This is a genomic window from Candidatus Thiothrix phosphatis, assembly GCF_035668035.1.
GTDB classification, from domain to species: domain Bacteria; phylum Pseudomonadota; class Gammaproteobacteria; order Thiotrichales; family Thiotrichaceae; genus Thiothrix; species Thiothrix phosphatis.
The window spans coordinates 1-14,670 of sequence record NZ_JAYMYJ010000140.1; the positions used below are offsets into that span (position 1 = coordinate 1).

Annotated in this window: 16 protein-coding genes and 1 tRNA gene; 8 read left to right on the plus strand and 9 right to left on the minus strand. The window is 56.0% G+C overall.

From position 1 onward, the window contains the following. Positions 1-71 precede the first annotated feature (71 nt). The 3 genes from VSS37_RS16605 to VSS37_RS16615 form a co-directional block, all read right to left on the minus strand. Positions 72-959 (minus strand): hypothetical protein, encoded by an 888-nt coding sequence (locus tag VSS37_RS16605; RefSeq protein ID WP_324697006.1) that lies wholly within the window; start codon positions 957-959, stop codon positions 72-74. Between the two features lie 96 nt (positions 960-1,055). Further along, positions 1,056-2,267, minus strand: a complete 1,212-nt coding sequence (locus VSS37_RS16610; protein WP_324697008.1) for a tyrosine-type recombinase/integrase — start codon at positions 2,265-2,267, stop codon at positions 1,056-1,058. Positions 2,268-2,495: 228 nt separating this feature from the next. Further along, positions 2,496-2,569 (minus strand) — tRNA-Gly (locus VSS37_RS16615). 54 nt (positions 2,570-2,623) lie between these two features. Here VSS37_RS16615 and mutY point away from each other — a divergent pair. Next, positions 2,624-3,667 carry an A/G-specific adenine glycosylase gene (gene mutY, locus VSS37_RS16620; protein WP_324697010.1) on the plus strand — a complete coding sequence of 348 codons (1,044 nt, stop codon included), beginning with the start codon at positions 2,624-2,626 and terminating at the stop codon, positions 3,665-3,667. A 22-nt stretch (positions 3,668-3,689) separates the two neighbouring features. After that, positions 3,690-3,956, plus strand: a complete 267-nt coding sequence (locus VSS37_RS16625; RefSeq protein ID WP_324697012.1) for an oxidative damage protection protein — start codon at positions 3,690-3,692, stop codon at positions 3,954-3,956. Positions 3,957-3,992: 36 nt separating this feature from the next. Here VSS37_RS16625 and VSS37_RS16630 read toward each other — a convergent pair whose 3' ends face one another. Further along, positions 3,993-4,586, minus strand: a complete 594-nt coding sequence (locus VSS37_RS16630; RefSeq protein WP_324697015.1) for a DUF1131 family protein — start codon at positions 4,584-4,586, stop codon at positions 3,993-3,995. Between the two features lie 112 nt (positions 4,587-4,698). Between VSS37_RS16630 and VSS37_RS16635 the strand changes: the two genes are divergently transcribed. Then, positions 4,699-5,577, plus strand: a complete 879-nt coding sequence (locus tag VSS37_RS16635) for a 5'-3' exonuclease (RefSeq protein ID WP_324697017.1) — start codon at positions 4,699-4,701, stop codon at positions 5,575-5,577. 4 nt (positions 5,578-5,581) lie between these two features. On the opposite strand, the gene VSS37_RS16640 is transcribed toward VSS37_RS16635, so the two are convergent. The 4 genes from VSS37_RS16640 to VSS37_RS16655 all read right to left on the minus strand — a co-directional run bounded on the left by VSS37_RS16640 (position 5,582) and on the right by VSS37_RS16655 (position 9,120). Continuing rightward, positions 5,582-7,483, minus strand: coding sequence for an ATP-binding cassette domain-containing protein (locus tag VSS37_RS16640; RefSeq protein WP_324697018.1), 1,902 nt, complete (start codon positions 7,481-7,483; stop codon positions 5,582-5,584). 3 nt (positions 7,484-7,486) lie between these two features. Then, positions 7,487-7,900: a type II toxin-antitoxin system VapC family toxin gene (locus tag VSS37_RS16645; protein WP_324697020.1), complete on the minus strand. Its 414-nt coding sequence runs from the start codon at positions 7,898-7,900 to the stop codon at positions 7,487-7,489. After that, positions 7,897-8,136: a hypothetical protein gene (locus VSS37_RS16650; RefSeq protein WP_324697022.1), complete on the minus strand. Its 240-nt coding sequence runs from the start codon at positions 8,134-8,136 to the stop codon at positions 7,897-7,899. The genes VSS37_RS16645 and VSS37_RS16650 overlap by 4 nt, the downstream gene beginning before the upstream one ends. Positions 8,137-8,214: 78 nt before the next feature. Further along, positions 8,215-9,120 carry an Lcl domain-containing protein gene (locus VSS37_RS16655; RefSeq protein WP_324697023.1) on the minus strand — a complete coding sequence of 302 codons (906 nt, stop codon included), beginning with the start codon at positions 9,118-9,120 and terminating at the stop codon, positions 8,215-8,217. 198 nt (positions 9,121-9,318) lie between these two features. Between VSS37_RS16655 and VSS37_RS16660 the strand changes: the two genes are divergently transcribed. From VSS37_RS16660 to VSS37_RS16680, 5 genes are all read left to right on the plus strand, one after another. Beyond that, the gene (locus VSS37_RS16660; protein WP_324697024.1) at positions 9,319-9,552 is read left to right on the plus strand and encodes a DUF2789 domain-containing protein; all 234 of its coding nucleotides are present in this window, start codon (positions 9,319-9,321) and stop codon (positions 9,550-9,552) included. A gap of 313 nt (positions 9,553-9,865) precedes the next feature. Further along, positions 9,866-10,072 carry a hypothetical protein gene (locus VSS37_RS16665; protein ID WP_324697026.1) on the plus strand — a complete coding sequence of 69 codons (207 nt, stop codon included), beginning with the start codon at positions 9,866-9,868 and terminating at the stop codon, positions 10,070-10,072. A 290-nt stretch (positions 10,073-10,362) separates the two neighbouring features. Then, complete coding sequence (locus tag VSS37_RS16670; protein ID WP_324697028.1) at positions 10,363-11,301, plus strand: nucleoside recognition domain-containing protein; 939 nt, start codon at positions 10,363-10,365, stop codon at positions 11,299-11,301. A 46-nt stretch (positions 11,302-11,347) separates the two neighbouring features. Further along, positions 11,348-12,238: an ABC transporter ATP-binding protein gene (locus tag VSS37_RS16675; RefSeq protein ID WP_324697030.1), complete on the plus strand. Its 891-nt coding sequence runs from the start codon at positions 11,348-11,350 to the stop codon at positions 12,236-12,238. Further along, a complete protein-coding gene (locus VSS37_RS16680; RefSeq protein ID WP_324697032.1) occupies positions 12,235-13,272 on the plus strand; it encodes an ABC transporter permease in 1,038 nt (345 codons plus the stop codon). The genes VSS37_RS16675 and VSS37_RS16680 overlap by 4 nt, the downstream gene beginning before the upstream one ends. Before the next feature lie 34 nt (positions 13,273-13,306). Here the strand turns inward: VSS37_RS16680 and asd are convergent, their stop codons facing one another. Continuing rightward, a complete protein-coding gene (asd, locus tag VSS37_RS16685) occupies positions 13,307-14,428 on the minus strand; it encodes an aspartate-semialdehyde dehydrogenase (protein ID WP_324697033.1) in 1,122 nt (373 codons plus the stop codon). Positions 14,429-14,670 lie beyond the last annotated feature (242 nt).

Here is a 14,670-nt window from a genome sequence, read left to right on the forward strand (position 1 = left end):
TTACACTCCTATCATGGGTAGGCAATCCCTATGCTATGGGTATGTAAGGTGGGTATGTCGATAATTTTCTATTATCCCGCTCTATCCTGCCCAAGAAAACCTAACGCCCTACGACAAGTATTAAAGGTTGACGCCGCTACTCCTGCTTTTAATGCATCACCCCTGAAAGACTTTAATTGTTCATCACTCATTGGAGTATTCGATACAATTCCGTTTTCACTTGCATAACCTTTCATCCATGTTGTTACCTTTTCCGTGGTATTGAGCTTTGTATCATTGTTATTCATGGGAAAAGATTTACGGTTTTCTCTCGCATCTCCACCTTGCAAGGCTGATTCAAAATCTTCCTTCCATACCAACAAATCAGCCAGCCTTATAGGCAAGCTATCTTCCCGCGATTGCCCGTCTAAAGTTTTGCGCCATTCCTCACGGTTGGATTCTTCCCCGTCTATCCAGTCCATTGTTACATGGTAATCGCTGGCAAGCTCAAACCGCCGGTATCCACCACTCCAAGATTCATCAGGCACATAGAAAACACTGCACCTCACTTCCTGAATATCAGAGTTAGCCAATGCGCTGACCGCGCCAGCAGGCACAAAGAACACCCCCCAGCGTTGCCCCAGGTAATCGCCCTGTCCCATGATTGGCTCGGCCACCATTTCGCAATTGTCGCAAAATTCCGGAAATTCGCTTTCGTCCGCATCCTCCAGCGCCAGCCGTTCGCGTTCCTCATGAATGGCAACACACTGTCTGCAATTCGCTCCCTCTTGCAGCTCGTGTTCGCGCTCCCAGGTATTCACGGGGTAAGTAACCCGGATGCAAAACCGCGTAAACGATTCAAGGCAAAACAGCAGCGCCCAATGTAGATCAGCATAACCGTTATCCACTTCAGCAAGGCGATGTGCAGCCTGTTCCAGCGTAATCAGCTTGCCTATCTGCATGGTTTCGATTGCGGACATAACACCCCTTCATGGTGTTTCCTTCAAATAAAACCAGCGTCAGGCGGGTTGAAGGTTTCCCGCTTTTCGGTAGCTACCCTAGACGCTGGACTTAAACTATAAACCGTTACGTGCCTGGAACGGCATCACCTTCTCCCCTGCCTTTTGCGAGTCGAGAAAATTAGCCCACCATTGCATCAGCTCGACACGCTGGGGCATGTATTGCGCCATGTAATTGTAAGACCCGGCTATCTTGTTGCGCTCGGCATGGGCAAGCTGTTTTTCAATATGGTTATGGTCAAAGCCAGCATCATGCAAGGTGCTGGAAGCCAGCGCCCGGAAGCCGTGTATGGTGGTGCGGTCGCTCCACCCCATGTGACGCAATACCGACAACAGCGCGTTGGAGCTTAACGGCTTGGTGCGGTGGTAGGTGTAAAACATGTACTTGGAATCACCAGTGAAAGGCCGCAACTCTTCCAGCAGTTGCAGCGCCTGCCGTGGTAGCGGGATTATGTGCGGGTCGCCCAGCTTCATGTGTTCGCCTGGAATGTTCCACAGCGCGTTTTCAAAGTCGATTTCATCCCATTCCGCCGCAATGATTGATCCAGTACGGGCAAAGGTGATCAGGGCGAATTGAACCGCCCGCCGCATCACTTCGGAACGGTAGGATGCAAGATCATTCAGGAAATCGGGCAGCTCTGCCAATTTCAGCGCCTTGAAGTGCTTGCCGGTTTCCTTCGCCTGCATGGCTTCGGTCAGATCGGGCACGGGGTTATATCTGGCCTTGCCGGTCGCCACGGCGTAGCGCATCACAGCGCCCATACGTTGCTTGATCTTTCGCGCCTTGTCCAATGCGCCGCGCCCTTCCGCCCTGCGGATGACTTGCAGGAAATCCGGCGCTTCCAGATCGGCAATAAGCCGCCCGCCGATATAGGGGAAAACATCGTATTCCAGACACGCCAGCACTTGCGCCGCATTGGTCTTGCTCCACCTGGCTAACTGGTTCTTGTGCCATTCCAGCGCCATATCCTTGAAGGTTTCACCACGCCCGCGAATCCTGGCCCGCTTCTTTTCGGTGTTAGGGTCTATGCCCTGCTCTATCAGCCCCTTTGCATCCAACATGGCCACCCGCGCCTGCCGTATCGTCACCCGTGGGTATTCGCCTATGGTAAGGATGGATTGATTACGGGTTGCCGGGTTGCGGTAACGGTGAATCCATACCTTCTTGCCGTTTGGCCTGATCTCCAATTGCAGACCGTCACCATCGTTGATACGGTACGGCTTATCTTGTGGCTTGGCGTTGTCGATGTGTATATTTTTCAGGGACATGGAGGAACCATACATTAAGTATTAACAGTAGGTTACAAGCTTTCATACACACCGGAACACACGCGCCAGCAGTACGACTGAGAACCATACTAACTTAACACACAGAATTACACACGTTTTTGCTGGCCGTTAGCGTCCATTGCCGGACTTTACGGAACAAACGAAGCAACTTAACTACTGGTTTTTATATGAATTTAGGACTTTTTCGGACTTTGCAGGAAGCAAACTTGGAGCGGGTGAAGGGAATCGAACCCTCGTATGCAGCTTGGGAAGCTGCCGTTCTACCATTGAACTACACCCGCATGCTGAAATGTCGCGTAAGCCCGCAATAGTAAAATGTTTGCAGCAAGATAACAATGGCAGAAAACGATTTCTCCGCCCGTGTGTTGGCGTGGTTTGACCAGCATGGACGCAAGGATTTGCCGTGGCAGCACAACCCCACCCCTTACCGCGTCTGGGTGTCGGAAATCATGCTGCAACAAACCCAAGTCGGCACGGTCATCCCCTATTTTCAACGGTTCATGCAACGCTTCCCGGACATCCAAGCTCTGGCGGACGCGCCGTTGGATGATGTGCTGCAACACTGGGAAGGGCTGGGCTACTACAGCCGCGCCCGCAACCTGCACAAGACAGCCCAAATCGTAAGCAGCCAGCATGCAGGCGAGTTTCCCGCCGATATTGACGCAATGGGGACACTGCCCGGCATTGGCCGCTCCACCGCAGGCGCCATTCTTTCCCTCAGCCTTGGCCAGGCACACGCCATTCTGGATGGCAATGTCAAACGGGTGCTCGCCCGTTACCACGCCATTGACGGCTGGCCTGGCGAACCCCGCATCCAGAAAAGCCTTTGGCAATACGCCGGACAACACCTGCCCGCCCAGCGCAACGCCGATTACACCCAGGCGATGATGGACATGGGCGCAACCCTTTGCACCCGCAGCAAACCGGCCTGCCTGCTATGCCCGCTGCAAACGGATTGCGCGGCACGCCAACAGGGCAATCCGCAAGACTATCCAGGCAAACGCCCCAAAAAAGATTTGCCGGAAAAAACCGCCATCGCCCTGCTGTTGCGCAATGCCTGCGGCGAAATCCTGCTACAGAAACGTCCGCCAACCGGCATCTGGGGCGGGCTGTGGAGTTTCCCTGAATTTGCCGACGCAACCGGCATGGCCGAATGGCTACAACAAGCACACGGGCAAACCCACATCATTGCGCAGCGACTGCCCGCCCTCACCCACACATTTTCCCATTACCGCCTGCATTTGCAGCCCTTGCAGGTCGATTTCGACACGCAGCCAGCGCGGATAATGGAAGGTGATGGCTGGCTCTGGTATAAAGCAGGCACCAAATTGAACGGCGGGCTGTCAGCGGCAGTCCGCCAGTTTTTCCGGAACACATGATTGTTAAACCTGAGGAATTCCTATGACACGCATGGTGAATTGCGTCCATTTGGGACGCGAAGCAGAAGGGCTGGAACGCCCGACCTACCCTGGCAAACTGGGGGTACGCATTTATGAACATATTTCCAAGGAAGCGTGGGGGCAATGGCTGCGCCAGCAGACCATGCTGATCAATGAATACCGCCTCAGCCCAATCAACCAGAAAGACCGCAAGTTCCTGGAAGAGGAAATGGAAAAGTTCTTCTTTGGCGATGGCACCAGCAAGATCGACAATTACAAACCGGAATAACCGCTGTGGGGCGTCGGTTGCGCCCCATGCCTCCCCTCAGTTCCTGGCAGGCGGCTTCCAGATAATGGCTTCCAGCCGCCAGTCCGCCAGCACATCCTTGGGTGGGACAGACCCATCCGGCCCATTCCAGTTACCGCCAAACAGATAAAGGACATTGCCGGTTTTGGGCGCATAGCAGAGCGTCTTGCCGGACAGCTCTTCCGCACCCGCCGCGCATTCTTCAGTGCTGCCAGCCGCATAAATGTCGCGGAATTTGGTACCGATGCTGTGGCCGAGACGGTTGCCGATCAGGTTGTCCTGCACCATGACGGAAAAGATTTTTTTCTCCTGCGCATCCGGATTGATGGTCAGCAACTCCTTGATGTCCTTCTTGACCGTGATGACATGGTACGGTCGGCCTTCGCTGTAATTGGTCTGTTCCGTCACATTCAAGCTTTGGAATGCCATGCCAATATCATGCAGGTTGAACGGCGTATTGGCATTGATTGGCCCCACCCCATCCACTGACAGCATTTCCAGCGGCGTCACTTCGGGCAGTGTGTTCACTGCCGCTTTCTCATTGCATCCTGCCGCCGCCAACAGTGTGGAAACCGCCACAACCATCCGCCATTTCACGCATAACTTCAGCATACCTGCTCCTCTAATTCATGACCTGAGCCATTCTTTCATAAAAACCCCACCCATGCATTTCTATAGCTGTATGTTTTATAGTCTGTAATTCACCCTGCAAGCGGAAAAACCCATGCCTGAAAATCCTGCCTGGTTGGTTGACGCCAGCATTTACGTGTTCCGCCCGTGGTTCGTGCGTGACCCTGTCCCCTTGGATCGACAGGGCAATCCGGCCAACGCCGTGCTCGGCTTCCTGCGTTTCACCTACAACCTATTGAAGACCGAACAACCGCAGCAGATCGGCTTTGCCTTCGACACCAGCCTGCATACCTCCCAGCGCAAGGCCATTTACCCCGGCTACAAAGCCAACCGCGCTTCGGCGCCGGACGAATTGAAACGCCAGTTCCAGCTTTGCCGCGATTTTCTGGATGCGCTCGGCATTGTGCAGGCCGCCAGCCACCATTATGAAGCGGATGACATTGTGGGCGCGTGGGCGCAACGGCAGCGGGAAAGCGGCCACGCCTGCATGATCATCAGCGGCGACAAAGACTTGGCGCAACTGGTCGGCGAACACGACATCTGGTGGGATTACGGCAAGCGCAAACCACTGCCGCCCGGTGGCGTGAAAAAGGAATTCGGCGTATGGCCACAGCAGATTCCTGACCAATTGGCGCTGGCGGGTGATGCGGCGGACAACATTCCCGGCGTTCCCGGCATTGGCATGGCAACTGCCGCCAAGTTGTTGCAGAAATTCCAGACGGTGGACATCCTGCTGTCACGCATCCCCGAAATCGGGCAGATGAAAACGCGCGGGGCCAAACGGCTGCAAGCGCTGGTGGATGAGCATCAGGCGACTGTGCGGCTGGCGCGGCGGCTAACCGGCATTGAATGCGAAGTCCCGGACATCCCGTTGGATTTATGGAGAAAGGAAAAGGATTTGCCCCGCCTGCAAGCATTATGTGAACTGCTGGGCCTTTCTGACCAGCAGTTCAGGCTATGGGCAGCGGTCTGACGCATCACAATTCAGACATTGCCGCGTCGTACTCCTCGCTGGCCTCCATCCATTCCAGCTCGACCGTTTCCAGGTGGGCGTCAAGGGCGGCTTTGTCCTGAAGGATTTGTTTCAGCTTGACCTTGTGGCCTTCGGTATAAAGCTCCGGGTCGCCAAGCAGCCCTTCCAGCAGGCGTTTTTGCTGGTTGAGCTTGTCCATGTCGGCTTCGAGCTTTTCCACTTTGCGCTTTAAGGGCTGGAGCTGTTTGCGCTTTTCGGCAGCTTCGCGGCGCTGGTCCTTGCGTCCGGCGGCGGTGTGCGCGGCGGCGGGTTCGTCTGACGGCTTGGCGGTGGCGGCCTCTTCAGCGCGGAAGCGGTTTTGCAGCCACACGGCGTAATCATCGAGGTCGCCGTCAAATTCGGCAGCTTTGCCGCCATCAACCAGCAGCAACTTGTCAGTGACGGTTTTCAGCATGTGACGGTCGTGCGAAACAATCACCATCGCACCCGAAAACTCCTGCAAAGCCATGCTGAGGGCAAGGCGCATTTCCAGGTCAAGGTGGTTGGTCGGTTCATCAAGCAACAACAGGTTAGGCCGTTGGTAAATCAGCAGCGCCAGCGCCAGCCGGGCTTTTTCACCGCCAGAAAAGGGCGCGACCGCTTCATCCACCCGTGCACCCTGGAAACCGAAGCCGCCAAGGAAATTGCGCAAATCCTGTTCCCGCGCCTGTTTGTCGAGTTCGCGGATATGTTGTAAGGGCGTGTGCCCAGGATCGAGCTGTTCCAGTTGATGCTGGGCAAAGTAGCCGATCTTGAGGTCTTGCGCCTGCCAGCATTCGCCGTCTTGCGCGGGCAGTTCCGCAGCGAGGAACTTGATCAGGGTGGATTTGCCCGCACCATTGGGGCCGATCAGGCCGATACGCTCACCGGCGAGGATTTGCAGTTTCACCCCGGCAATGATGGTTTTGTCGCCGTAACCAACTGCCACGCCCTGCATATTCAATAACCGCTCGGGCAACTTCTCCGGGTCGCGGAAACTGAAGTGGAATTGCGAATCGACGTGCGCGGCGGAGATCACTTCCATCCGTTCCAGCGCTTTCAGGCGGCTTTGCGCCTGCCGTGCTTTCGTGGCTTGGGCGCGGAAACGGTCGACATACTTTTGCATGTGTTCGCGTTCGCGCTTCTGCTTTTCGTAAGCCGCTTGTTGCTGCGCAAGCTTTTCCGCGCGGGTGATTTCGAAGGTGGAATAGTTGCCGGTGTAGAGCGTGAGCCTGCCCTGCTCGATATGGGCGATGTGGGTGCAGATGGCGTCGAGGAATTCGCGGTCGTGCGAAATCAGCAGCAGCGTGCCCCGGTAGCTTTTCAGCCAGTCTTGCAGCCAGATCACGGCGTCGAGGTCGAGGTGGTTGGTTGGTTCGTCGAGCAGCAGCAGGTCGGAACGGCACATCAGCGCCTGTGCGAGGTTGAGGCGCATCCGCCAGCCGCCGGAAAAGCTGCTGACCGGGCGGGTGATTTCCTCCGGCTTGAAGCCGAGGCCGTGCAACAAGGTGGCCGCGCGGCTTTCCGCCGTGTAGCCGTCAATGGCGTCGAGGCGTGCGTGCAGTTCGCCGAGGTGCGCGCCATCGGCCTGGGCGATTTGCGTTTGCAGGCGGATGTATTCTTCGTCGCCGTGCAGGGCGTAGTCGAGCGCGGTCTGCTGGCTGGAAGGCGTTTCCTGCTTCACATGCGCCAGCACCCAGCCGGGCGGCTTGCTGAAGTTGCCGGAATCCTGCGCGAGCTCACCCCGGATCAGGGCGAACAGGCTGGATTTGCCCACGCCGTTCGCGCCGGTCACACCGACTTTCTGGCCGGGGTGGATGGAGAAGGAGGCGGATTCCAGCAGCGGCTTGGAGCCACGGCGGAGGGAAAGGTCGGAGAAGACTAGCATGGGTCAGTGGGATTCTTTGCCAAGGAAAATGAGGTTTTGCGGGATATTTAACTGGCGCGCTTTGTTACGCATCCGGCGATCAAAGGTAACAAAGCCTTTCACATCATGGCTGGTGGCAAAATGCAGGGCATCGGCAAAATCCATCCCCCCTTCATACCATTCCAGCGCCTTGCCGACAGCCTTTTCATCCCGTATTGAGACATTGGGCAAACCCAGAATACGTCGAATCCAGCTTACGACTTCTTCTCTTGGCATGTTATACGTGCTTTTTGCCGCCAACACCCACACCGTTTCGAGTAATACCGTGTGCTGTACAAGACAAGGGTTTTCATCGAAAAAAGTTGCGGCGACCAGAGCTTGCTCCCGGTCGTCATTGACCACGTAACGCACCAGCAGGTTGGTATCAACAGCAATCATTTATGTAAACCAGCCTGTTCCTCGATAGCGGCATCCATTTCCTCAATCGTCAGGACTTTAGCTTGATAAGCAGGTCTGTTTTGCGGCCAATCTATTTGCGTGGGCGGAAACACGGGCTGTGGTTTCTGGGCATCAGACTGTTTACTCAGCAAAAAATCCAGAAAATCCGCCAACTCCAGCAACCGAAAGGCATCCAGTTGTTGCGCTTTCTGGAAAATCATCTCTGCATTGACCATTTGAATTCTCCCGGCTTTAACCATAGCGCGAGTATATCACCGAACTCACACTGACTACCGCAGAAGCAAAAAGCAAAATCACTGACCGGAACGGACTAACCGCACAGAAAAGTCAAAGTTGCGGTTGCTCCAAAGGTCGAGACCGCTGCCGAAGTAGACAACCCAGGCGCCGGATGCATCTTTTTCTGTTGATGACCAATACCACCGTGCCGGGGTATTTGGAAATGCCGTTTGGTTAATGGCCGGATGCTGCTTTTTATCCACCAGGGTTTTCAACTCGTCGATGGTTGGCATCCGCCAGTCGCTATAACCCGCAAAGCTTACCCCCTTGCCAAATTTCGACATGGCGTCATCCCATGTGTATGTGGCAGGTTCGCCACCGCAATCCACACCAGTTTGCCCTTCGCTACAACGCTTCCACATCAGTCCGGTTTCGGTATCGGTTACCGTGCCGTTGTTGTGGATCATGTAGCGGCCTGCAACGAGTCCATTCCGTTTCCCCTCTTCCATCTGGCGGGGCGCAGGCACTTCCGCAGGAGGCCTGGGTGTTGCGGGGCAGGAGGAGGCGGGCAGCCCCGCTTTCACCGCCAGCAACGCCCGCCAATCCCGTGCCCCGCAAAAATCCAGCACCTGCAAATGCCGTAGCCACAGCGGATAACGCACCTTTTCCGCCAGCACCGGGATCACAGGGATGCCGATTTCTTCCGCCATGCTGACTTCGTTATGCACCCATTTGGAAGTACGTATTTTTTCGGAGACAACCAGCACCATCACGTCGCTGGTTTCCAGTTCAAACTCCAGTTTGTGATACCAGACATCGCCGGGTTTCAGGCCAATCACATCGCGGAACACGGCAAACCCGGCAGACTGCAACTGCTGCTGGATTTCGGCTGCCAGATTTTCACCGTGGCTGCCGTCGCGGGCGTAGCTGATAAAGGCTTTGGGTATAGGAATGCTGATGGATTGAGAAAATGGATGCTGCATTAATAGCAGACAAACGGCGGGATGTGAATGCTGGTATACACGCCTTCCGGATCTGGACACTGATTCAACTACGCAAAGCAGCGGAATTAAGGCATGAGGCCATGATGTGGGATTATGGAACACCCGACGCCCACCAAGATTGACAATGGCGGGACGCCTCGGAGCCACAATGTCGAAACATGACGGAGGACTTTCCCCATGATGACTGAGCATATCTACCATATTTCCACCTTGTTTGAGCAGCTTGGCTTGTCCGGCGAGCACGAGGCCATTGACAGTTTCATCAATGACCACCCGCTTCGGCATGATGAGTCGTTAATCGAAGCCCCATTCTGGACGCCTGCCCAGGCTGGTTTCTTGGCGGAAGGTTTACAGTTGGATTCCAATTGGGCGGAAGTGATCGACGAACTGAATGTCCGCCTGCATGGCTGACTGGCCTCATCGCAATTGTTGGCATTCGATTCCGCAGGGGCACACATGCAATTTTCACAGCGCCCGCCACGCCGGGCGCAAGGCAGTCATTTTAGGCCTAAAACTGATTGCTCAGGTTAAGCAGTCAGAAGCTGTATTAATATCAGCATTCGCCTGATTATGAAGGCAAATTTCAGATTGGACAGAAAATAATCGCAAAACCCTGGAAAATGTGTTAACCATCACGGAATTCCTCGAATACCTCCCGCATAATTCACCCCATGCAAGACGCACTACCCTGACTGACCCAATAAATTTTTGAGGAGCCACTAAAATGATCAAGATCGTTCTGACTGTTACTTTATCCCTGATGATGTTCGCTGCGGTGGCAGCTTCTGACCAACTGACAGCGAATGCATCCTCTGCTCATAAGCTCCAAGTCATCGTCCAAAATGAAACCATTGGCCCTGGTGCTTGCCGTCTCCATTTTGAAGACAACACCACTAAGGACGTGGCCTGCGCACTGGTCGAAGGCAAATGATTTTTTGATCCTTCATCCTGCCCCTACCGGACTCCAGGGGCGGGATGAAGCTTGTCCCCACCTCCCCACGCTCATCCTCCCCTATATAAGCCACCCGTTCTGGCGCAACTCAAGCCAACAAAAACTCACCATCACCTTGCCAGTAACCGGCACCCCTTCCCAGCAGATTTATTTTACAAAGGTAAGCCCAGTAGCCGTCTATTTCCAAGATATAACCCATCTTGGCTCCTTCAGGCAGGGAATATGTGCCATTATCCCTGCAACTTCCCCAATATCATACTGAAACGCGCATGGAATCCATTATTCAGGTCATCCTGGAGGCAGGCCGCACCGGCGTTGACCTTGCCCTCTACACGCTGTTGCCCATCATGGTGGTGATGCTGGCGCTGATGAAGCTGCTGGACGCCTGGGGCGTGCTCCTGTTCATTGCCCGCCTGCTCAGTCCGGCGCTCAAACCGTTCGGCATTCCCGGCCTGGGAATTTTCGCCGCCGTCAAACTGCTGCTGGTCAGCTTCGCCGCCCCGGTGGCGACCTTCGCCCTGATGGGGCAAAACGGCGTCTCCCGCCGCCATCTTGCCGCCACCCTGGCGATGATCCTGGTCATGACACAAGCCAATGTGCTGTTCCCGCTGGCAGTTTTCGGGCTTGATGTCGGCGTGGCGCTGGCCACCTCCGTCATCGGCGGCCTGCTGGCGGCGGCCATCACCTACCACCTGTTCGCCCGCCAACCCGGTTGGGATGAGGAAACCACCAGCGCGGATGCAGCGCCACCCACTTCCCATGCCCACAAGAACGCCATCCGCATCCTCTCGGACGGCGGCCTGGAAGGGCTGAAAATCGTGGTCAACTCCATCCCCATGCTGGTGCTGGCGCTGTGCTTCGTCAATGTGCTCAAAGCCAGCGGGGCGATGGCCTTGCTCAGTGGCTGGCTGGCACCGCTGATGGCCTGGCTAGGGTTGCCGGAGGCTGCCGTATCGCCCCTGGTCACCAAATTCATCGCTGGCGGCACCGCTTTTATGGGCGTCGCCATGGATTTGCTGCGGCAAGGCAGCCTGACGGCAACAGAACTCAACCGCATGGCCGGTTTCGCCACCAACCCGCTGGATATTGTGGGTGTCGCCATTTTCGCCAGCGCAAGCCCGCGCGTCGCCGAAGTTGTCCGCCCCGCCCTGTTGGGCGCAGGCGTCGGCCTGCTGGCACGGGGCGTAATTCATCTGCTGATGTATTGAATTTGTGCCATCATTCCCCCCGTTACCCATCACTGACAGCATGAACATGAGCATTCCGATTCTCGAAGTCCGCAACCTGCGCAAGCATTATCCCGGCGTCAAAGCCGTCGATGGCGTGGATTTCGCCGTGCGCCAGGGCATCTGCTTCGGCCTGTTGGGGCCCAACGGGGCGGGCAAGACCACCACCATTGAAATGATGGAGGGCATCACCAAACCCACCTCCGGCGACATCCTGTACAAGGGTGAACCGCAAGGCGCGCGTTTCCGCAATGAGGCGGGCATCCAGTTCCAGTCGACGGCGTTGCAGGATTTCCTCACCGTGCGCGAAAACCTCAAGTTCTTCAGCAGCCTGTACCCCAGCGGCCTGCCGCTGGAGGAACTGGTGGACATTTGCCGCTTGCGTGAATACCTCGACCGTGACGCCAGCAAGCTGTCCGGCGGCCAGCGCCAACGCATGCTGCTGGCGCTGGCGCTGGTGAATGACCCGGACGTGGTGTTCCTCGACGAACCCACCACCGGCCTTGACCCGCAGGCGCGGCTGAATTTCTGGGAACTGGTCAACAGCATCAAGGCGCGCAACAAGACCGTGCTGCTGACCACGCATTACATGGAGGAGGCGTACAATTTGTGCAATGAAATCGCCATCATGGACCATGGCAAAATCATCGCGCACGGTTCCCCCGACGACTTGCTGGCGACACATTTCAAGGATGTGATCATCGAATTGCCGCAGCGCGACTTCCCCGCCGCTGCCCACAGCATCCCGCACCGTCACCTCGACAAGGTGACCGGCACGGTGGAAATCGTCACCCAGGATGTCAACGGCACATTGGCGCAGCTCATGCAGCATGGCGCGTCACTGGCGGGGTTGCAGGTGCGCCCACGCACCTTGGAAGACTTGTTTCTGGAACTGACCGGCAAGGAGTTGCGGGCATGATCAAACGCATCTGGGCAACCTTTTTCGCCCGCACCCTGGAATTCGTGCGTGACCGCTCCACGCTGGGCTGGAATTTCATCCTGCCGGTGGCATTGGTGTTCGGGCTGGCATTCGTGTTTTCCGGCGGCGGGCAACCGCTGTTCAAGGTTGGCGTCGTTGCTGACCACCTCAACGCCGCAGCGCAGCCGGACACCAACTTACACCCTTTCCTGCAAACCCAGCATGTGGATTTCTACACCGTCCCGGTGGATGCCGTGGACGCCGCCGTGCGTAAAGTAGGCAGGCATCAGGCCGACATGCTGCTGGATTTGCGCGCCGGGCAGATGCATTACTGGGTCAACGACGATTCACAGAAAGGCTATTTCCTCGCAAAACTGCTGGCGGCAAGCGATGGTTCCAAGCTGACGCAACAAAGCGTGCGGGGGGAAGAAATCCGCTACATCGATTGGGTGGTGCCTGGCATCCTGGGCATGAACCTCATGTTCAGCTGCCTGTTCGGGGTTGGCTTCGTAATCGTGCGCTACCGCAAGAGCGGCTACCTCAAGCGCCTCAATGCCACACCGCTGAATGCGGCTGAATTCCTGCTGGCGCAAATTTTTTCCCGCTTGCTGCTGGTCATGTGCGTCACCAGCATGGTGTTTATCGGCACCAACCTGTTCATGCATTTCACGATGGAAGGCAGCTACCTGAACTTGCTGCTGGTGCTGTTTGTCGGCGCTTTCTGCCTGATTTCACTGAGCCTGCTGGTGGCCGCGCGGGTGAGCAGCGAGGAATTGGCGGGCGGCCTACTCAATCTGTTGACGTGGCCGATGATGGTGTTGTCCGGCGTATGGTTTTCGATGGAGGGGACTAACCCGGTCATGCAGTGGTTGAGCCAGTTGTCACCGCTGACCCACATGCTGACGGCGGCGCGCGCCATTATGCTGGACGGGGCGGGGCTGGCTGACATTACGCCCCAGTTGCTGACACTGGCGGGAATGGCGGTGGTATTCCTGCTGGTGGGTGCCGCCACCTTCAAGTGGACAACGGACTAGGAGGGAGCACACTCCCTCCTACCGCCATCACTGGTTATTGGCCTGTAAATTCCAGTGCGATCTTGAGCATGCGGCGCACAGGCTCCGCCGCTCCCCACAGCAACTGGTCGCCGACGGTGAAGACTGTGAGGTATTCCGGCCCGATATTCATCTTGCGGATACGGCCAACCGGAATATCCAGCGTGCCGGAAGCCTGCACCGGCGTCAGGCCGTGCAGGGTCGATTCCTTGTCATTCGGGATGACTTTGACCCATTCGTTGTGGCTGGCGATGATGGCTTCAATTTCCGCCAGCGGCAGATCCTGCTTCAGCTTGATGGTGATGCCTTGGGAATGGCAACGCATCGCGCCGATACGCACACACTGGCCATCCACCGGAACGGTGTCGGCTTCAGCCTTGCCCAGAATCTTGTTGGTTTCCGCAATGCCTTTCCACTCTTCCTTGGTCTGGCCATTCGCCCACGCCTTGTCGATCCACGGGATCAGGCTGCCAGCCAATGGCGCGCCGAAGTTGGCGGTGGAAAGCGAGCCATCATTCAATTTGGCCGTCACCTTGCGGTCAACATCCAGGATGGCGGAAGCCGGGTCAGCCAGCAGCTCGCCCACTTCGCCATGCAGTTCGCCCATCTGGGTCAGCAGTTCACGCATATTCTTCGCGCCCGCGCCGGAAGCCGCCTGATAAGTCATGGAGCTGACCCACTCAACCAGCCCTTTTTCAAACAGGCCGCCCAACGCCATCAGCATCAGGGAAACCGTGCAATTGCCGCCGATATAGTTTTTGACGCCATTTTGCAAACCTGCGTCAATCACCTTGCGGTTGACCGGATCCAGCACGATGATGGCATCGTCTTTCATGCGCAAGGTGGAGGCGGCGTCAATCCAATAGCCATCCCAGTCAGCACGCAGCTTGTCATAGACAGCACTGGTGTAGTCGCCGCCCTGACACGAGAGGATAATGTCCATTTCCATCAGTTTGCTGATATTCATGGCATCTTCCAGCGGTTGCGCGCCAAAACCGACATCCGGCCCAGGCTGACCGGACTGGGACGTGGTAAAGAAGACCGGTTCAAATCCCTGGAAATCATTTTCGGCACGCATCCGTTCCATCAATACGGAACCGACCATACCACGCCAGCCAACAAAACCTACTTTGAGCATTGCAAACTCCGTCAATCAAGGAATACAGGCAGCCCCACTGTTGCGCCCGGGGATAAACGGGCGATTGTAGCACCCTACCAAGTGGAGAAAAATAGCTGAAATTTATCCTAACCCCAATCAATGAGTAGTTTTTGTGCTTGTCATTGATCATAAATAAAATCTATTATTATCCGCGTAAAACCAAATAAATAGGCAATCACCAACGAGATGCACTATATTCAGCTTTGGCTTTGACAGGGGCG

Coding starts and splice junctions, on each gene's coding strand:
- VSS37_RS16605 (WP_324697006.1), bottom strand. CDS start 959: ATGTCCGCAATCGAAACCATGCAGATAGGCAAGCTGATTACGCTGGAA.
- VSS37_RS16610 (WP_324697008.1), bottom strand. CDS start 2,267: ATGTCCCTGAAAAATATACACATCGACAACGCCAAGCCACAAGATAAG.
- mutY (WP_324697010.1), top strand. CDS start 2,624: ATGGCAGAAAACGATTTCTCCGCCCGTGTGTTGGCGTGGTTTGACCAG.
- VSS37_RS16625 (WP_324697012.1), top strand. CDS start 3,690: ATGACACGCATGGTGAATTGCGTCCATTTGGGACGCGAAGCAGAAGGG.
- VSS37_RS16630 (WP_324697015.1), bottom strand. CDS start 4,586: ATGCTGAAGTTATGCGTGAAATGGCGGATGGTTGTGGCGGTTTCCACA.
- VSS37_RS16635 (WP_324697017.1), top strand. CDS start 4,699: ATGCCTGAAAATCCTGCCTGGTTGGTTGACGCCAGCATTTACGTGTTC.
- VSS37_RS16640 (WP_324697018.1), bottom strand. CDS start 7,483: ATGCTAGTCTTCTCCGACCTTTCCCTCCGCCGTGGCTCCAAGCCGCTG.
- VSS37_RS16645 (WP_324697020.1), bottom strand. CDS start 7,900: ATGATTGCTGTTGATACCAACCTGCTGGTGCGTTACGTGGTCAATGAC.
- VSS37_RS16650 (WP_324697022.1), bottom strand. CDS start 8,136: ATGGTCAATGCAGAGATGATTTTCCAGAAAGCGCAACAACTGGATGCC.
- VSS37_RS16655 (WP_324697023.1), bottom strand. CDS start 9,120: ATGCAGCATCCATTTTCTCAATCCATCAGCATTCCTATACCCAAAGCC.
- VSS37_RS16660 (WP_324697024.1), top strand. CDS start 9,319: ATGATGACTGAGCATATCTACCATATTTCCACCTTGTTTGAGCAGCTT.
- VSS37_RS16665 (WP_324697026.1), top strand. CDS start 9,866: ATGATCAAGATCGTTCTGACTGTTACTTTATCCCTGATGATGTTCGCT.
- VSS37_RS16670 (WP_324697028.1), top strand. CDS start 10,363: ATGGAATCCATTATTCAGGTCATCCTGGAGGCAGGCCGCACCGGCGTT.
- VSS37_RS16675 (WP_324697030.1), top strand. CDS start 11,348: ATGAGCATTCCGATTCTCGAAGTCCGCAACCTGCGCAAGCATTATCCC.
- VSS37_RS16680 (WP_324697032.1), top strand. CDS start 12,235: ATGATCAAACGCATCTGGGCAACCTTTTTCGCCCGCACCCTGGAATTC.
- asd (WP_324697033.1), bottom strand. CDS start 14,428: ATGCTCAAAGTAGGTTTTGTTGGCTGGCGTGGTATGGTCGGTTCCGTA.